This is a genomic window from Streptomyces sp. NPDC088810 (genome assembly GCF_044750305.1).
Lineage (GTDB): Bacteria > Actinomycetota > Actinomycetes > Streptomycetales > Streptomycetaceae > Streptomyces.
In genome coordinates this window covers 709,266-724,726 of the sequence record NZ_JBIVJQ010000001.1, presented here as the reverse complement: position 1 = coordinate 724,726, position 15,461 = coordinate 709,266, and the positions used below count along the sequence as shown (strand labels likewise).

Genomic DNA, 15,461 nt, shown 5'->3' with positions numbered 1-15,461 from the left:
CCCCATGCGCAACCGCAGAGCCGCACTCGCCGCGATAGCCGGAGCCGCCTCGCTCGCCCTCACCCTGACCGCCTGCGGCCAGAACAGCGAGGGCGGCAGCAAGCAGAAGTCGGGCGACGTCAAGGGCGCCACCATCGGCATCGCCATGCCGACGAAGTCCTCCGAGCGCTGGATCTCCGACGGCAAGAACGTCGTCAAGGACCTCGAGGCCAAGGGCTACAAGACCAAGCTGGTCTACGGCGAGGACGACCCCGACACCCAGGTCTCGCAGATCGAGAACCTCATCACGCAGGGCGTGAAGGGCCTGATCGTCGCGGCGATCGACAACAAGTCGCTGAACAACGTCCTCCAGGAGGCCGCGGACGCGAACATCCCGGTCATCTCCTACGACCGGCTGATCCTCGGCACCAAGAACGTCGACTACTACGCCTCGTTCGACAACGAGAAGGTCGGCACGCTCCAGGGCCAGTACATCGTGGACAAGCTCGGCCTGAGCAAGGGCAAGAAGGGCCCCTTCAACATCGAGCTGTTCGCCGGTTCCAACGACGACAACAACACGAAGTACTTCTTCGGCGGCGCGATGAAGGTGCTCCAGCCCTACATCGACAAGAAGCAGCTCGTCGTCAAGTCCGGGCAGACCAAGCTCAACCAGGTCACCACCCTGCGCTGGGACGGCACCACCGCGCAGAAGCGCATGGAGGACCTCCTCACCTCCGCCTACAAGAGCGGCCGGGTCGACGCGGTCCTGTCGCCGTACGACGGCATCTCCATCGGCATCCTGTCCGCGCTGAAGTCGGACGGCTACGGCTCGGGCAGCAAGGCGCTGCCGGTCATCACCGGCCAGGACGCCGAGCTGGCCTCGGTGAAGTCGATCATCGCCGGTCAGCAGACGCAGACCGTCTACAAGGACCTCCGCAAGCTGGCCGAGGTCGCCGCCACGATGATGGACGACTCCCTGAAGGGCAAGAAGCCCCAGGTCAACGACACCAAGACGTACGACAACGGCACCAAGGTCGTGCCCGCCTACCTGCTGCAGCCGGTGAGCGTCGACAAGAGCAACTACAAGCAGGTGCTGGTCGACGGCGGTTACTACACCGAGGCCGATCTCAAGTAACACGCCCTTTTCCTACGGATTGAAAGGCACGACCATGGCGGGACCCGTCCTGGAAATGCGCTCGATCGTCAAGACCTTTCCCGGTGTCAAAGCGCTGTCGGACGTCACGCTGACCGTCCGGCAGGGCGAGGTCCACGCCATCTGCGGGGAGAACGGCGCCGGCAAGTCCACCCTCATGAAGGTGCTGTCCGGCGTCCACCCGCACGGCAGTTACGAGGGGGACGTCCTCTTCGAGGGAGAGGTCTGCCAGTTCCGGGACATCCGGGCGAGCGAGCAGCACGGCATCGTGATCATCCACCAGGAGCTGGCCCTGGTGCCGCACCTGTCCATCGCCGAGAACCTCTTCCTCGGCAACGAGCACGCCACGCGCGGACTCATCAACTGGCGCGAGACCCTGCGCCACGCCACCGAACTGCTGCGCCGGGTCGGTCTGGACGAGCACCCGGAGACCCGGGTCGCCGACATCGGCGTGGGCAAGCAGCAGCTGGTGGAGATCGCCAAGGCGCTGTCCAAGCAGGTGAAGCTGCTGATCCTGGACGAGCCGACGGCGGCCCTGAACGACGAGGACAGCGACAAGCTCCTCGACTTGATCCTGGAGCTGAAGAACCAGGGCATCACCTCGATCATCATCTCCCACAAGCTCAACGAGATCCGCAAGGTCGCCGACTCGGTGACGATCATCCGGGACGGCCGGTCCATCGAGACCCTCGATGTGAAGGCGCCGGGGACGACCGAGGAGCGGATCATCGCCGGCATGGTCGGCCGCGACCTCGACCACCGCTTCCCCGAGCGCAGCCCGCACCAGCCGGAGGAGGGCGCGGCACCGGCGCTGGAGATCCGCGGCTGGACCGTGTTCCACCCGATCGACCAGCAGCGCAAGGTCGTGGACGACGTGTCGCTGACCGTGCGCCGCGGGGAGATCGTGGGCATCGCGGGCCTGATGGGCGCGGGCCGCACCGAACTCGCGATGAGCGTCTTCGGGCGGACGTACGGCCGGTACGCGGGCGGCACGGTCCTGAAGGACGGCACGGAGATCCGGACGAAGACGGTCCCGCAGGCCATCGGGCACGGCATCGCGTACGTCACCGAGGACCGCAAGCACTACGGCCTGAACCTCATCGACACCATCAACCGGAACATCTCGCTGACCGCGCTGGACAAGGTCGCCAAGCGGGGTGTGGTGGACGAGCACGAGGAGCGGCAGGTCGCCGAGGGCTTCCGGAAGTCCATGAACATCAAGGCGCCCACGGTGTTCGAGCCGGTGGGCAAGCTCTCCGGCGGCAACCAGCAGAAGGTCGTCCTCAGCAAGTGGATCTTCGCCGGTCCGGACGTGCTGATCCTCGACGAACCGACCCGCGGCATCGACGTGGGCGCCAAGTACGAGATCTACACGGTCATCGACCAGCTCGCCGCCCAGGGGAAGGCGGTCGTCTTCATCTCCTCCGAGCTGCCCGAGCTGCTCGGCATGTGCGACCGCATCTACACGATGGCCGCCGGGCGGCTGACCGGCGAGGTGCCGCGGGCCGAGGCCACGCAGGAAGTGCTGATGCGCCATATGACGAAGGACAAAGAGGTAACGCGATGAGCACGGATGTGACCGCCAAGAGCCCGGCCCCCGCGCCGCCGGGCAAGAGCGGACCGGCTGCCGACGGGGGGCTGCTCGGCCTGGTGCTGGCCGGACTGCGCCGCAACATGCGCCAGTACGGCATGCTGATCGCGCTCGGTCTGATCGTGGTCCTCTTCGCGATATGGACCGACGGGGACCTGCTGCTGCCGCGCAACGTCTCCAACCTGGTGCTGCAGAACAGCTACATCCTGATCCTCGCGATCGGCATGATGCTGGTGATCATCGCCGGGCACATCGACCTGTCGGTCGGCTCGCTCACGGCGTTCGTCGGCGCCTTCGCGGCCGTGCTGACCGTGCAGCACGGGGTGGCCTGGCCCGTCGCGCTGGTGCTGTGCCTGGTGGTCGGCGCGGTCGCCGGCTCGGTCCAGGGCTATCTGATCGCCTATCTCGGCATCCCGTCGTTCATCGTCACCCTCGCCGGGATGCTGCTCTTCCGCGGCCTCACCGAGATCCTCCTCAAGGGCCAGACCCTCGGCCCCTTCCCCGACGGTCTGCAGAAGCTCGGCAACGGCTTCCTGCCCGAGGCCGGCCCGCACACCAACTACCACAACCTCACCCTGCTGCTCGGGCTCGTCCTGATCGCGGCCGTGGTCTGGCAGGAGTTCCGGGACCGCCGCCGCCAGCAGGAGTTCTCCCTGGACGTCGTGCCGACCCGGCTGTTCCTGCTGAAGCTGACCGCCCTGGTCGCCGCGATCCTCGTGCTCACCCTGCTGCTCGCCAGCTACAAGGGCGCCCCGATCGTGCTGATCATCCTCGGCGCGCTGGTCGTCGGCTACGGCTACATCATGCGCAACGCGGTCTTCGGCCGGCACATCTACGCGATCGGCGGCAACCTGCCGGCGGCCAAGCTGTCCGGCGTGAAGGACAAGAAGGTCACCTTCTACGTCTTCCTGAACATGGGCGTGCTCGCGGCCCTGGCGGGCATGGTGGTCGCCGCCCGGCTGAACGCGGCCTCGCCGAAGGCGGGCGTCAACTTCGAACTGGAGGCGATCGCCTCCTCGTTCATCGGCGGCGCTTCCATGAGCGGCGGTGTCGGCACCGTCCTCGGCGCCATCATCGGCGGTCTCGTCCTCGGCGTGCTGAACAACGGCATGAACCTCCTCAGCGTCGGCACCGACTGGCAGCAGGTCATCAAGGGCCTCGCCCTGCTGGTGGCGGTCGGGTTCGACGTGTGGAACAAGCGCAAGTCCGGTTCGTAAGCGCCCAGAAAACACGGAGCCGCACCATGGAACTGAACAGACGCACGGTCATAGCAGGAGCAGCGGCGGCGGGCCTGGCCGCCACCACCCTCGGCACGGGCAGCGCCCAGGCCGCCACCGGTTCGAAAGGCCGCAAGCCGGTGAAGGAACTCTTCGGCACCCTCGCCGACGGCACCAAGGTGTACCGGTGGTCGCTGGAGAACGGCGGCACCCGGCTGAAGGTGCTCTCCTACGGCGGCATCGTCCAGACCCTGGAGATCCCCGACCGGCACGGCCGGCACGCCAACGTCGTGGCCGGCTTCGACAACCTCGCCGACTACGTGGCGAAGAGCCCGTACTTCGGCGCCCTGATCGGCCGGTACGGCAACCGCATCGGCAAGGGGCAGTTCACGCTGGACGGCAAGGCGTACCAGCTCTCCGTGAACGACGGCGTGAACAGCCTGCACGGCGGGGCCAAGGGCTTCGACAAGCACGTGTGGCACGTCGAGCCGTTCACCAAGGGCTCGGACGTCGGGCTGCACCTGCACTACACGAGCGTCGACGGCGAGATGGGCTACCCGGGCACGCTGCGGACGAAGGTGACGTACACCCTCACCCGGCACGGTGACTGGCGCATCGACTACGCGGCCACCACCGACAAGGCCACCATCGTCAACCTCACCAGTCACGTCTACTGGAACCTGGCCGGCGAGGGCAGCGGCACGATCGAGGACCACGAGCTCTCGATCGCCGCGTCCCGCTACACCCCCACCGACACGGGTCTGATCCCCACCGGTGAGCTGGCCAAGGTCGCGGGCACCCCGTTCGACTTCCGGCACGCCAAGCCGATCGGCCGGGACATCCGGGCGGGCCACGAACAGCAGGTGCAGGCCAAGGGCTACGACCACAACTGGGTCCTGGACAAGGGGATCACGGCGAAGCCCGAGCACGTCGCGACCCTGCGCGACCCGCGCTCCGGCCGCACCCTGAAGATCGCCAGCGACCAGCCGGGCCTGCAGTTCTACTCCGGCAACTTCCTCGACGGGACGCTCACCGGAACCGGTGGCCGCACCTACCGGCAGGGCGACGCCCTGTGCCTGGAGACGCAGCACTTCCCGGACTCGCCGAACCACGCGAACTTCCCGTCGACGGTGCTCAGGCCGGGGCAGACGTACCGGACGACGACCATCCACACCTTCGGGCAGTGAAGCGGCTCACACGCCGGGTGAGTTGAACGCCACCAGCGTGTCCTCCGTATCGAAGGGTGGCCCGTGCTCCCCCGCACGGGCCACCCCGAACGGAGGTCCCCTTGGCCGGCAACGTCACCTCGTTGTTCCGCGGCACCGCCGCGCACAGCCCCTCCATGGCGGCGCTGACGCGGGAGGGCGGCGACGCGACCGGCCCGGTGGACTTCTGCATCCCCTGCAATCCGTACTTCCCGACGCCCGCCATGTTCGAGGAGATGGCGGGCCGGCTGCGTGAGATCGTCACGTACTACCCGAGCAGCGCCGACACCATCACCGGTGAGCTGTGCTCGCTGCTCCAACTGCCGCCGCAGTGCGTGGCGATGGGCAACGGCTCCACGGAGCTGATCACCTGGATCGACCACCTCCTGGTCCGTGAGTCCCTGGCCGTTCCGGTCCCCACGTTCGGCCGCTGGACCGACCAGCCGATGGAGACGGGCAAGCGGGTCGACATGTTCCCGCTCCAGGAGGCGAACGGCTTCGCCCTGGACCTCTCCCAGTACGCCGAGTTCATCCGCACCCGGGGCACCCGGGTCGCCGTGGTCTGCAACCCGAACAACCCCGACGGCGGCTTTCTGCGCCGGCAGCAGGTCGTGCAGTTCATGGACGCCATGGCGGACCTGGACCTCGTCGTGGTCGACGAGTCGTTCCTGGAGTTCGCCGACGCGGAGGCCGAGCCCAGCGTCGTCCAGGAGGCCATGCTCCGCCCCAACGTGATCGTGCTGCGCAGCCTCGGCAAGAACTTCGGCCTGCACGGGATCCGCTTCGGCTACCTCGTCGCCAATCCGGCGCTCGCCGGCAAGGTGCGTTCGATGCTGCCGAAGTGGAACCTCAACTCCTTCGCCGAGCACGTGGTGTTCATGCTGAAGGAGCACGGGGCCGAGTACGCGCAGAGCCTGCAGCAGGTCCGCCGCGACCGGCTGGAGATGGCCAGCCACCTCTCCGCGCTCCCCGGCCTCACCGTCTACCCCTCCCAGGGGAACTTCCTCTTCGTGCGCCTGCCCGTGGGCGCCGAGGGCACGGTGGTGCGGGACCGGATGCTCACCGAGCACCGGATCCTGGTCCGCGAGTGCGGCAACAAGATCGGATCCTCCAGCCGCTTCCTGCGGCTCGTGGTGCGCCCCCAGGTCGACGTGCGTCGCCTGGTGTCCGGCCTGGAGCAGGTGCTCTACGGGTCCGGGAGGGGAGCCGCCGTACCCGAGCTGGGCACCGGGACCAGCTACAGCTCGGGTACGGCGGCCGTCGACCGGCTGGTCAGCGAGACCAACGGGGCCGGGATGCGGCTCACCGCGGCCGGCCCCGCTCCGGCCGCCGGCACCGGCATGCCGCTCCCCGCCGCCGTCACGCCGGCCGGCGGCGGGATGCCGATGCCGGCGGCAGCCCAGCCGACACCCACCCCGGCCCCACAGCCCACGTTCACGCCCGTGCCGACGCCGACGCCCGCGCCCCTGCCCGCTCCGGCCCCGCAGCCGGCGTTCACCCCGGTCCCGGCGCCGACGCCCATGCCCGCCCCGGCCACCCCGGCCGCGCCGCCGGCCGCCGCCGTCGCCCCCACTCCCCCCGGGGTTCCGGCCCGGGGCGGGCTCACCGCGGCCCAGGTGCGCGGGATGACGGCACCAGCGCCTGCCGCGGGCCTGACCCCGGCCCCCGCGACGGGCTGGCCCAACGCCCAGAGCTGGCCGAACGCGGCGGGGACGGGCCAGGCAGCCGGCTGACCTTCCCGCCGATCGAGTCGGGTGGTGGACGTCAGAGGATGAGCAGCAGGGTGGCGAGGGTGGTGCAGCCGGCGCACACCGCCAGGACGATGCCCACGCAGCGCCGCCGCAGCTCCCGGTAGCGCTGCTCGTACTCCGCGCGCAGCGACACACACCGGGCCGCGACCCGTTCGAGGTCACCCCTGGCCCGCTGCAGGCTGTCGGCGACGTACCGCTGCTCGATCTGCTCCCGCTGTGCCGTCGTCAGCCATTCCAGCGGACCGGTGAACTCCCGGGCGCGCCGCTCCGCCTCCGCGACCCGGGCCTGCCACAGCAGGTAGCCCTCCACCTCGTTGCCGAGGTCCCCGCCGGCGCCTGCCCCCTGCTTGGGCAGACCGCTCACCCGCGGCCCCGTTCGTTCGTCACCGGGAGCGCCTGAGCCTCTTGCTCCCGCATCGCGATGTCCGGGTGGTGCAGGTCGAACGCCGGGGACTCGCTGCGGATCCGCGGCAGGGTGACGAAGTTGTGCCGCGGCGGCGGGCAGGACGTCGCCCACTCCAGCGAGCGGCCGTAGCCCCACGGGTCGTCCACGCCGACCGGCTTGCCGTACTTGGCCGTCTTCCACACGTTGTAGAGGAACGGCAGCATGGACAGGCCGAGCAGGAAGGAGCTGATGCTCGAGACCGTGTTCAGCGCGGTGAAGCCGTCGGCGGCGAGGTAGTCGACGTACCGGCGCGGCATGCCCTCGGCACCCAGCCAGTGCTGGACCAGGAAGGTGCCGTGGAAGCCGACGAACAGCGTCCAGAAGGTGATCTTGCCGAGGCGCTCGTCCAGCATCTTGCCCGTGAACTTGGGCCACCAGAAGTGGAAGCCGGCGAACATCGCGAAGACGACCGTGCCGAAGACCACGTAGTGGAAGTGCGCCACCACGAAGTACGAGTCGGTCACGTGGAAGTCGAGCGGCGGCGAGGCCAGGATGACCCCGGTCAGACCGCCGAAGAGGAAGGTGACGAGGAAGCCGGAGGCCCACAGCATCGGTGTCTCGAAGGACAGCGAGCCCTTCCACATGGTGCCGATCCAGTTGAAGAACTTCACCCCGGTCGGCACCGCGATCAGGAACGTCATGAAGGAGAAGAACGGCAGCAGTGCCCCCTGGGTGGGGTACATGTGGTGCGCCCACACGGTCGCGGACAGCCCCGCGATCGCGATGGTCGCGGCGACCAGACCCATGTAGCCGAAGATCGGCTTGCGGGCGAAGACCGGGATCACCTCGGTGACGATCCCGAAGAACGGCAGGGCGATGATGTACACCTCGGGGTGGCCGAAGAACCAGAAGAGGTGCTGCCACAGCAGCGAGCCGCCGTTGGCCGGGTCGTACACATGGGCACCGAACTTGCGGTCCGCCTCCAGGGCGAACAGCGCGGCCGCGAGGACCGGGAAGGCGAGCAGGACCAGTACGGCGGTCAGCAGCACGTTCCACACGAAGATCGGCATGCGGAACATGGTCATGCCGGGCGCGCGCATGCAGATGATCGTGGTGATGAAGTTGACGGCGCCGAGGATGGTGCCGAAGCCGGAGAACGCCAGGCCCATGACCCACAGGTCGCCGCCGAGCCCGGGGGTCCGGGTCAGGCTGGACAGCGGGGTGTACGCGAACCAGCCGAAGTCGGCCGCGCCGTTCCCGGTGAGGAAGCCGCCGACCGCGATGAGCGAGCCGAAGAGGTACAGCCAGTAGGCGAACATGTTCAGCCGCGGGAACGCCACGTCGGGCGCGCCGATCTGCAGCGGCATGATCCAGTTGGTGAAGCCGGCGAACAGCGGCGTCGCGAACATCAGCAGCATGATCGTGCCGTGCATCGTGAACATCTGGTTGTACTGCTCGTTGGAGATCAGCTGCACGCCCGGCCGGGCCAGTTCGGCCCGGATGATCAGGGCCATCACTCCGCCGACCAGGAAGAACGCGAACGACGTCGCCAGATAGAGCGTGCCGATCGTCTTGTGGTCGGTGGTCGTCAGCCACCTCACCACGACATTGCCGGGCTGTTTGCGCCGGAGCGGCAGCTCGTTCTCGTACGAGTCCTCGGCTGCGGCTGCACCGCCCTGGGGTTCGTTCAGGATGCTCACAAGTCGTCCGTCTCCCGATGCTCGCCGACCGCCCACGCGATGGCGTCGGTCATCCGCCATCCTGGCCGCGCGAAGGCGGCGCGGGCATCCTGAGCGGCCGAGGCGCAGCCGTTCGGATGACGGATGCACACGTTCGGAGCAGCGCGGGGGACGGACCGTCCGGCGCGCCGGGGGGCGCCCGGGGTCCTGATTCCCTCGCTCAGTACGCCACCGGCCAGCCCGTCGACCAGTTGAGCAGGTTGACGCCGAGCTTCGGGGTGCCGCCGCCGTTGCCGTCGTAGTAGTGGTTCTCACACGAACTCTTTTGTGGCACCGGCACCTTGACGGGGAGGGGACGCGTCCGCGTCCCCTCCGTCGCCGGCTAGGAGTTCGGGCACTGCTTCCACGCCATGTGGTACACCGTGCTGATGTCACCGTCCGTCGAGTCCATGGTCATGAAGCTGACCTTGTCGGGGCTCGCGGTGCCGGCGTTGACGCGCAGCTCGGTGTTGATGTTGAAGTTGCGCAGGACCCCGCAGGGCGCCCAGACCAGCTGGGCCCAGTCGGTGGAGTCGGTGGCCTGCCAGTCGTCGTTGTAGGGGCCGCCGAAGGGGTGCGTCTTGGGCACGGTGGTCGACGAGCCCTGGAAGTAGTACGACGCCTTCTGCGTGGCCGTGGCACCCCGCTGGAGCGAGGCGAAACCCCGGTAGTCGGCGCTGGCTATCGCGTAGGTGAAGCCCTGCGGGACGTGGACCACCAGGTTGAGCTGGCAGTTCTTGCGGAAGGCCGTGGGGTCGGAGTTGCCGCCGGCCTGGGCCAGGTAGGCGCTGTAGGTCACCGTGAAGGCGGTGTTGTCCGGCGACACCGCGACGGCGGCCGTGCCGGCCGGACAGCCCGAGCCGTTCACCGTGGCGACGTCGATGACGATCTTGTCCGGGGGCGGGTCGTCGAACGGGGACGAGGCGTGCGCGGGCAGTGCGGTGGTGAGGAGAGCGGCCACTGCGCCGCTCATGAGGAGTCCACCAGCCATGGTCTCTCCCGGTTGTCGGGTGGGGGGTTACGCCTCCCGCCGGCCCCTTCCAGAGCGTTCACCTTTGAAGAAGGTGTGCGTCATCTGTGAAGGGGAGAGGGAGGCGTGGGTAGCGTAGGGAGCCCCACCCGGCCCCGGCAGAGCGAACTCCGGCCATTCACACCGGGCTTTTCACGGCCTCGGGGCGCCTTGCTCGCCCTGGAGGCCCGTGGGGAGCAGCGTGCGCAGGGACGTGGCGGGATGGCCCACTTCGAGGGACCCGAGGATGCCGTTCAGGAGGGCCCCGCCGGGGACCGCGGCGTGCGGGGTGGGGAGCTGGGCGGCCTCGGCGGCAGGGGCGGCGGCCAGGAGTGCGGCGGCCAGGACGGTGACACGGGCGAGCTTCTTGATCATGGCCTTACCAACGACCGGGGCCCACGAGGGGAAACCTCCCGTCCCCCGGCCGGCCGAACGGCGGCCCCTACGGGTTCTCCCAGGCCGCCGGCTCCGCCGCCAGGGCGCGGACCGGTTCGGGGAGGGCGTCCGCCGCGAGGTCGGCGAGGGTGACGCCCTCCAGGATGCGGCGCACATTGGCGCGCAGGGCGATCCACAGGGGCAGCAGGGGCTGGGCGGTGCCGGTGTAGGAGAGGCCGGTCGGGCGTTCGCCGCGCACCGACACGATCGGGCCGTCGACCGCCCGGATGACGTCGGCCACGGTGATCGAGGCCGCGGTCCGGGCCAGCCGGTAGCCACCGCCCCCGCCGCGCCGGCTGTCGACGATCCCGGCCCGGCGCAGGTCGCCGAGGATCCCTTCCAGGAACTTGTGCGGGATGTCCTGCACGGCGGCGATTTCCTCTGCCTTCACCGGGCCGTTACCCTGCCGTACGGCCAGCTCCAGTACCGCCCGTACCGCGTAATCCGCCCGTGCCGAGATCCTCATGGGTCCATTGTGGGGCGTGGGCGCGGGGAGAATGGCCGGACCGCGCCCCCGTAAGATCGCCCGGGAGGATCCACCTTGGCGCTCAGCAGACGTACCTTCAGTGCCCTGGCCGGCTCGGCCGCGCTCGGGCTCGCCCTGGGCGGCAGCGGCGGCCCCGGCGCGCCCTCGGCGTATGCGGGTGCCAGCGCGCCCACCGGTCCGGCGCCCGCCCCGCCGCGCGCGGACGGCCGGCGGCACACCATCGGGTACGACCGCTACTCGCTGCTCGTGGACGGGCGGCGGCTGGTGCTGTGGTCCGGCGAGATGCACCCGTTCCGGCTGCCGAGCCCGTCCCTGTGGCGGGACGTGCTGCAGAAGATGCGGGCGCACGGGTTCAACGCCGTCAGCGTCTACGTGGCCTGGAACTACCACTCCCCCGCGCCCGGCCGGTACGACTTCACGGGCGTGCGGGACCTGGACCTGTTCCTGCGGACGGCCGCCGAGACCGGGCTGTACGTCGTCCTGCGGCCCGGCCCGTACATCAACGCCGAGGTGGACGGCGGCGGCTTCCCGGGCTGGCTGACGGCGGCGAAGGGCACGGCCCGCACCGACGACCCGGCGTATCTGGCGCACGTCGACGAGTGGCTGACCCAGGTGAACCGGATCGCCCGCCGGCACCTGTTCACGCAGGGCACCGGCACGGTCCTGCTGTACCAGATCGAGAACGAGTACGACGCCCATGCCGGGGAGGCCACCGGCCGGAACTACATGGCCCACCTGTACCGGAAGGTGCGGGCCGACGGGATCGACGTACCGCTGTTCCACAACGACAAGGGGCGCAACGGGTACTGGACCCCCGGGTCGTTCGACACCGGCGGCGAGCGGGGCGGCTGGCTGTACGGGTTCGACGGGTATCCGTCGCCGTCGCAGACCCCGCCGGACTGGGGACACTACGGTCCCGGCGGCGCGAAGGGCGGGGCCACCGCCTCGCCCGCCACGCCCGGGTTCGTCCCCGAGTTCGGGGGCGGCTGGTTCGATCCGTGGGGCGGGGCCTGGTTCGACGGCAAGGGGTACGCCGAGTCGCGGCGCACCCGTGACGCCGCGTACGAGCGCCGGTTCTACCTGACCAACCTCGCCAACGGCCTCACCCTGCACAACGTGTACATGACCTTCGGCGGCACCTCGTGGGGCTGGCTGCCCGCGCCGGTCGTCTACACGTCGTACGACTACGGCGCCGCCATCGACGAGGCCCGCAACGTCACGGACAAGATCGCGCCCATGCACCAGCTGGGGCACCTGCTCCAGCGCGTACCCGACTTCGCCAAGCTCGACCGGGCGGCGGACGTGACCGCCGAGGGGCTGAAGGTCTACCACCTGACCAACCCCGACACCGGCACGCACGTGTACATCGCGCGCAACGACGGCACGGACCCGGTCACCACCGACCTGCCCACCGACGCCGGCGCACTGCCGGTCACCGTGCCCGGCAAGGACGCCACGCTGCTCACCACCGGGCTGCCGCTGGGCAAGCGGACCCTGAAGTACGCCACCGCCTCGCCCATGACGTTCCTGACCGCGGGCCGGCAGGACATCGCGGTGTTCGCTGGCCGGCGCGGCCAGATGGCCGAGCTGGTGCTGGACTGCCCGGCCGAGCCGTTCGTGCAGCGGCTGGACGAGGAGGCCGGCTGGGCCTACGACCGGGGCGAACTCCATGTCAACGCGCCCCTCGGGCAGGGCGGGCTGACCCGGGTGCTGGTGCAGAAGGGCGACACCGACACCCCGCTGCTGCTGCTCTTCGCCGACGACGCCACCGCCGTCCGCCTCTTCCCCTACGACACCCCGTCCGGGACGCTCCTCGTCTACGGCCCGGCACTGCTGCGGCACGTGGAGGTGCGCGGCTCCGCGGTGCATCTGACCGGCGACATCACCGAGCGGACCAGCATGGAGGTGTGGGGGCCGCGCGGGATCGACACCCTGGTGTGGAACGGGCAGCGGCTGACCACCCGGGTCACCCTCTCCGGCAGCCTGATGACCACCGGGATGCTGCCGGACGTGCCCGAGGTCCGGCTGCCCGAGCTGGGCGGCTGGCGGATGCGGACGGAGAACCCGGAGGCGGGCCCGAGCTTCGACGACTCCTCGTGGCGGGTCGCCGACCGGACCACCTCGTACAGCACCACGGCCGTCCCGGACGGCCAGCCGGTCCTCTTCGCCGACGACTACGGCTTCCACTACGGGGACGTCTGGTACCGGGGGACCTTCGGCGACACCTCCGGCATCGAAAAGGTCTCGCTCGCCTACAGCACCGGCACGCAGGGGATGCTGATGGCCTGGCTGGACGGCGAGCCGCTGGGCACGCACCGGATGCCGGTACCGGACAAGAAGGCGACCATCCGCAAGGGCAGCTGGGCGGAGACGGCGGTCTTCCCGGTGCGCGAGCAGCTGCGCTCCCCCGGCCGGCATGTCCTGTCGGTCCTGGTCCGGCGCATGCAGCACGACCAGGACGGCAAGGCGCTCGACACCCACAAGGCGGCGCGCGGACTGACGGCGGTCACCTTCAAGGGCGGCTCGCCGAAGGTGCGCTGGCGCATCCAGGGCGCGGGCGCTCCCGACCCGGTGCGCGGGCCGATGAACAACGGCGGCCTGTACGGCGAGCGGGAGGGCTGGCACCTGCCCGGCTTCCGGGACCGGGACTGGGAGAAGGTGACCTTCCCGCGCGCGGCGCGGTACCAGGGCGTGACCTGGTACCGGACCACGTTCCGGCTGTCGGTGCCGGCCGACGTCGACGCGTCGATCGGCCTGACCCTGGACGACGACCCGTACCGCGCCTACCGCGCCCAGATCTTCCTCAACGGCTGGAACCTGGGCCAGTACATCAACAACGTCGGCCCGCAGCACACCTTCGTCCTGCCGAACGGCATCCTGCGCACCCGGGGCACCAACACCCTCGCGCTGGCGGTCCTCTCGGAGTTCACCACGCTGTCGGGCCCCGGGTCGGTACGGCTGACGCTGCTCGGCAGGGCGACGGGCGGCGTGCCGGTCAAGCCGGTCTGATCACGCCAGCCTGATCACGTTCCAGGACAGCGGCTCCAGTACGGCGGTGAGGGTGCCGTCCGTCAGGGCGGTGCCCTCGACCGGGTGCGGGGTGACGCGTTCGGGGTCGGTCAGGGTGTTGCGGGCGTCGGGGTCGGCGTCCGCGAGCGCGCTGTGCTCGGTGACGGTCGTCAAGTCCAGGCCGTTGAGCGCGACGTCGAGGGGCAGCGGCTCGGTGCGGCTGCGGTTGACCGCGAACACCGTGACCGTGCCGTCGTCCGCGCGGACGGCGGTGGCGTGCAGCAGGTCCGTCTCGCCGTACTTCTTCGTCTCGTACGTCGGCGAGTCGACGCGGACGTCCAGCACCTGGCCCCGGCCGTACCGGGAGGCCTGCGCGAACGGGAAGAACGTGGTCTGCCGCCAGGCCGGTCCGCCGGGCTCGGTCATGATCGGGGCGATCACGTTGACGAGCTGGGCGAGGCAGGCGACGGTGACGCGGTCGGCGTGCCGGAGCAGCGCGATGAGGAGCGAGCCGAAGACGACCGCGTCGGTGACGCTGTAGTTGTCCTCCAGCAGGCGGGGCGCCTCGGGCCAGTCGGACTGGTCGATGGTCCTGGCGTACTCCTCCCACTTCGAGAGGTACCAGACGTTCCACTCGTCGAAGGAGAGGTTGATCTTCTTCTTGGACTTCAGTCGCGCGCCCACGTGGTCGGCCGTCGCGACCACGTTCTCGATGAAGGACTCCATGTCGACCGCCGAGGCGAGGAAGGAGTCCAGGTCGCCGTCGACGGGCTCGTAGTAGGCGTGCAGCGAGATGTAGTCGACCAGCTCGTACGTCTCCTGCAGGACGGTCGCCTCCCACTCGGCGAAGGTGGGCATGGCCTGGCTGGAGGAGCCGCAGGCGACCAGTTCCACGCCGGGGTCCTGCTGGCGCATGGCGCGGGCGGTCTCGGCGGCGATCCGTCCGTACTCCCGGGCCGTCTTGTGGCCGGTCTGCCAGGGGCCGTCCATCTCGTTGCCGAGGCACCAGAGCCGGATGCCGAAGGGCTCCTTGTCGCCGTGGGCGGCGCGCAGGTCGGAGAGGGCGGTGCCGGCGGGGTGGTTGGCGTACTCCTGGAGTTCGAGGGCCTCGGCCACGCCTCTCGTCCCGAGGTTCACCGCCATCATGGGCTCGGCCTGGGGGCCGAGCTTCCTCAGGAACGCGATGTACTCGGAGAGGCCGAACCGGTTGGTCTCGGTGGAGTGCCAGGCCAGGTCCAGGCGCCGGGGGCGCTCCGCCTGGGGGCCGACCGAGTCCTCCCACCTGTACCCCGAGACGAAGTTGCCGCCCGGGTAGCGGACGGCGGTGACGCCGAGTTCGCGGACCAGGTCGAGCACGTCGGTCCGCAGGCCTTCGGCGTCTGCCGTGGGATGGTCCGGTTCGTAAACGCCGGTGTAGACGCAGCGGCCGAGGTGTTCCACGAAGGAGCCGAAGAGGCGGGGGCTGACTTCACCGATGGTGAAGGCGGGATCGAGGGTGAAGCGGGCGGTGCTCTTGCTCATG

At 69.8% G+C, this 15,461-nt stretch carries 12 protein-coding genes; 6 read left to right on the top strand and 6 right to left on the bottom strand.

What is annotated here, in order from left to right:
• The first annotated feature begins 4 nt into the window (after window positions 1–4).
• From chvE to ACIP4Y_RS03235, 5 genes are all read left to right on the top strand, one after another.
• Window positions 5–1,114, top strand: a complete 1,110-nt coding sequence (gene chvE, locus ACIP4Y_RS03255) for a multiple monosaccharide ABC transporter substrate-binding protein (RefSeq protein WP_401387077.1) — start codon at window positions 5–7, stop codon at window positions 1,112–1,114.
• A gap of 34 nt (window positions 1,115–1,148) precedes the next feature.
• Window positions 1,149–2,699 (top strand): multiple monosaccharide ABC transporter ATP-binding protein, encoded by a 1,551-nt coding sequence (gene mmsA, locus ACIP4Y_RS03250; protein WP_358635321.1) that lies wholly within the window; start codon window positions 1,149–1,151, stop codon window positions 2,697–2,699.
• Window positions 2,696–3,940: a multiple monosaccharide ABC transporter permease gene (gene mmsB / locus ACIP4Y_RS03245; RefSeq protein ID WP_401387073.1), complete on the top strand. Its 1,245-nt coding sequence runs from the start codon at window positions 2,696–2,698 to the stop codon at window positions 3,938–3,940. The genes mmsA and mmsB overlap by 4 nt, the downstream gene beginning before the upstream one ends.
• Window positions 3,941–3,966: 26 nt before the next feature.
• Window positions 3,967–5,127 carry an aldose epimerase family protein gene (locus ACIP4Y_RS03240; protein ID WP_401387070.1) on the top strand — a complete coding sequence of 387 codons (1,161 nt, stop codon included), beginning with the start codon at window positions 3,967–3,969 and terminating at the stop codon, window positions 5,125–5,127.
• A 101-nt stretch (window positions 5,128–5,228) separates the two neighbouring features.
• Window positions 5,229–6,878, top strand: coding sequence for a pyridoxal phosphate-dependent aminotransferase (locus ACIP4Y_RS03235; protein WP_401387067.1), 1,650 nt, complete (start codon window positions 5,229–5,231; stop codon window positions 6,876–6,878).
• Window positions 6,879–6,909: 31 nt separating this feature from the next.
• On the opposite strand, the gene ACIP4Y_RS03230 is transcribed toward ACIP4Y_RS03235, so the two are convergent.
• The 5 genes from ACIP4Y_RS03230 to ACIP4Y_RS03210 all read right to left on the bottom strand — a co-directional run bounded on the left by ACIP4Y_RS03230 (window position 6,910) and on the right by ACIP4Y_RS03210 (window position 10,909).
• Window positions 6,910–7,260 (bottom strand): cytochrome C oxidase subunit I, encoded by a 351-nt coding sequence (locus tag ACIP4Y_RS03230; protein ID WP_358635329.1) that lies wholly within the window; start codon window positions 7,258–7,260, stop codon window positions 6,910–6,912.
• Window positions 7,257–8,981, bottom strand: a complete 1,725-nt coding sequence (gene ctaD / locus ACIP4Y_RS03225) for a cytochrome c oxidase subunit I (RefSeq protein ID WP_401387063.1) — start codon at window positions 8,979–8,981, stop codon at window positions 7,257–7,259. Before ctaD ends, ACIP4Y_RS03230 begins: the two co-directional genes overlap by 4 nt.
• 361 nt (window positions 8,982–9,342) lie before the next feature.
• The gene (locus ACIP4Y_RS03220) at window positions 9,343–9,990 is read right to left on the bottom strand and encodes a DUF4360 domain-containing protein (RefSeq protein WP_401387060.1); all 648 of its coding nucleotides are present in this window, start codon (window positions 9,988–9,990) and stop codon (window positions 9,343–9,345) included.
• A gap of 171 nt (window positions 9,991–10,161) precedes the next feature.
• Window positions 10,162–10,383, bottom strand: a complete 222-nt coding sequence (locus tag ACIP4Y_RS03215) for a hypothetical protein (RefSeq protein WP_401387057.1) — start codon at window positions 10,381–10,383, stop codon at window positions 10,162–10,164.
• 67 nt (window positions 10,384–10,450) lie between these two features.
• On the bottom strand, window positions 10,451–10,909 hold the full coding sequence (locus ACIP4Y_RS03210; RefSeq protein WP_030347877.1) for an Rrf2 family transcriptional regulator: 459 nt from the start codon (window positions 10,907–10,909) through the stop codon (window positions 10,451–10,453).
• A gap of 75 nt (window positions 10,910–10,984) precedes the next feature.
• On the opposite strand from ACIP4Y_RS03210, the gene ACIP4Y_RS03205 reads away from it, so the two are divergent.
• Window positions 10,985–13,939, top strand: coding sequence for a beta-galactosidase (locus tag ACIP4Y_RS03205; RefSeq protein WP_401387054.1), 2,955 nt, complete (start codon window positions 10,985–10,987; stop codon window positions 13,937–13,939).
• Here ACIP4Y_RS03205 and ACIP4Y_RS03200 read toward each other — a convergent pair whose 3' ends face one another.
• Window positions 13,940–15,460, bottom strand: coding sequence for an alpha-N-arabinofuranosidase (locus ACIP4Y_RS03200; RefSeq protein ID WP_401388646.1), 1,521 nt, complete (start codon window positions 15,458–15,460; stop codon window positions 13,940–13,942). It lies immediately after the preceding gene.
• Window position 15,461 lies beyond the last annotated feature (1 nt).

What these genes read in the sequence shown, in the direction of transcription:
- chvE (WP_401387077.1), top strand. Translation starts at nt 5, where the DNA reads ATGCGCAACCGCAGAGCCGCACTCGCCGCGATAGCCGGAGCCGCCTCG.
- mmsB (WP_401387073.1), top strand. Translation starts at nt 2,696, where the DNA reads ATGAGCACGGATGTGACCGCCAAGAGCCCGGCCCCCGCGCCGCCGGGC.
- ACIP4Y_RS03240 (WP_401387070.1), top strand. Translation starts at nt 3,967, where the DNA reads ATGGAACTGAACAGACGCACGGTCATAGCAGGAGCAGCGGCGGCGGGC.
- ACIP4Y_RS03220 (WP_401387060.1), bottom strand. Translation starts at nt 9,990, where the DNA reads ATGGCTGGTGGACTCCTCATGAGCGGCGCAGTGGCCGCTCTCCTCACC.
- ACIP4Y_RS03210 (WP_030347877.1), bottom strand. Translation starts at nt 10,909, where the DNA reads ATGAGGATCTCGGCACGGGCGGATTACGCGGTACGGGCGGTACTGGAG.
- ACIP4Y_RS03200 (WP_401388646.1), bottom strand. Translation starts at nt 15,460, where the DNA reads ATGAGCAAGAGCACCGCCCGCTTCACCCTCGATCCCGCCTTCACCATC.
- mmsA (WP_358635321.1), top strand. Translation starts at nt 1,149, where the DNA reads ATGGCGGGACCCGTCCTGGAAATGCGCTCGATCGTCAAGACCTTTCCC.
- ACIP4Y_RS03215 (WP_401387057.1), bottom strand. Translation starts at nt 10,383, where the DNA reads ATGATCAAGAAGCTCGCCCGTGTCACCGTCCTGGCCGCCGCACTCCTG.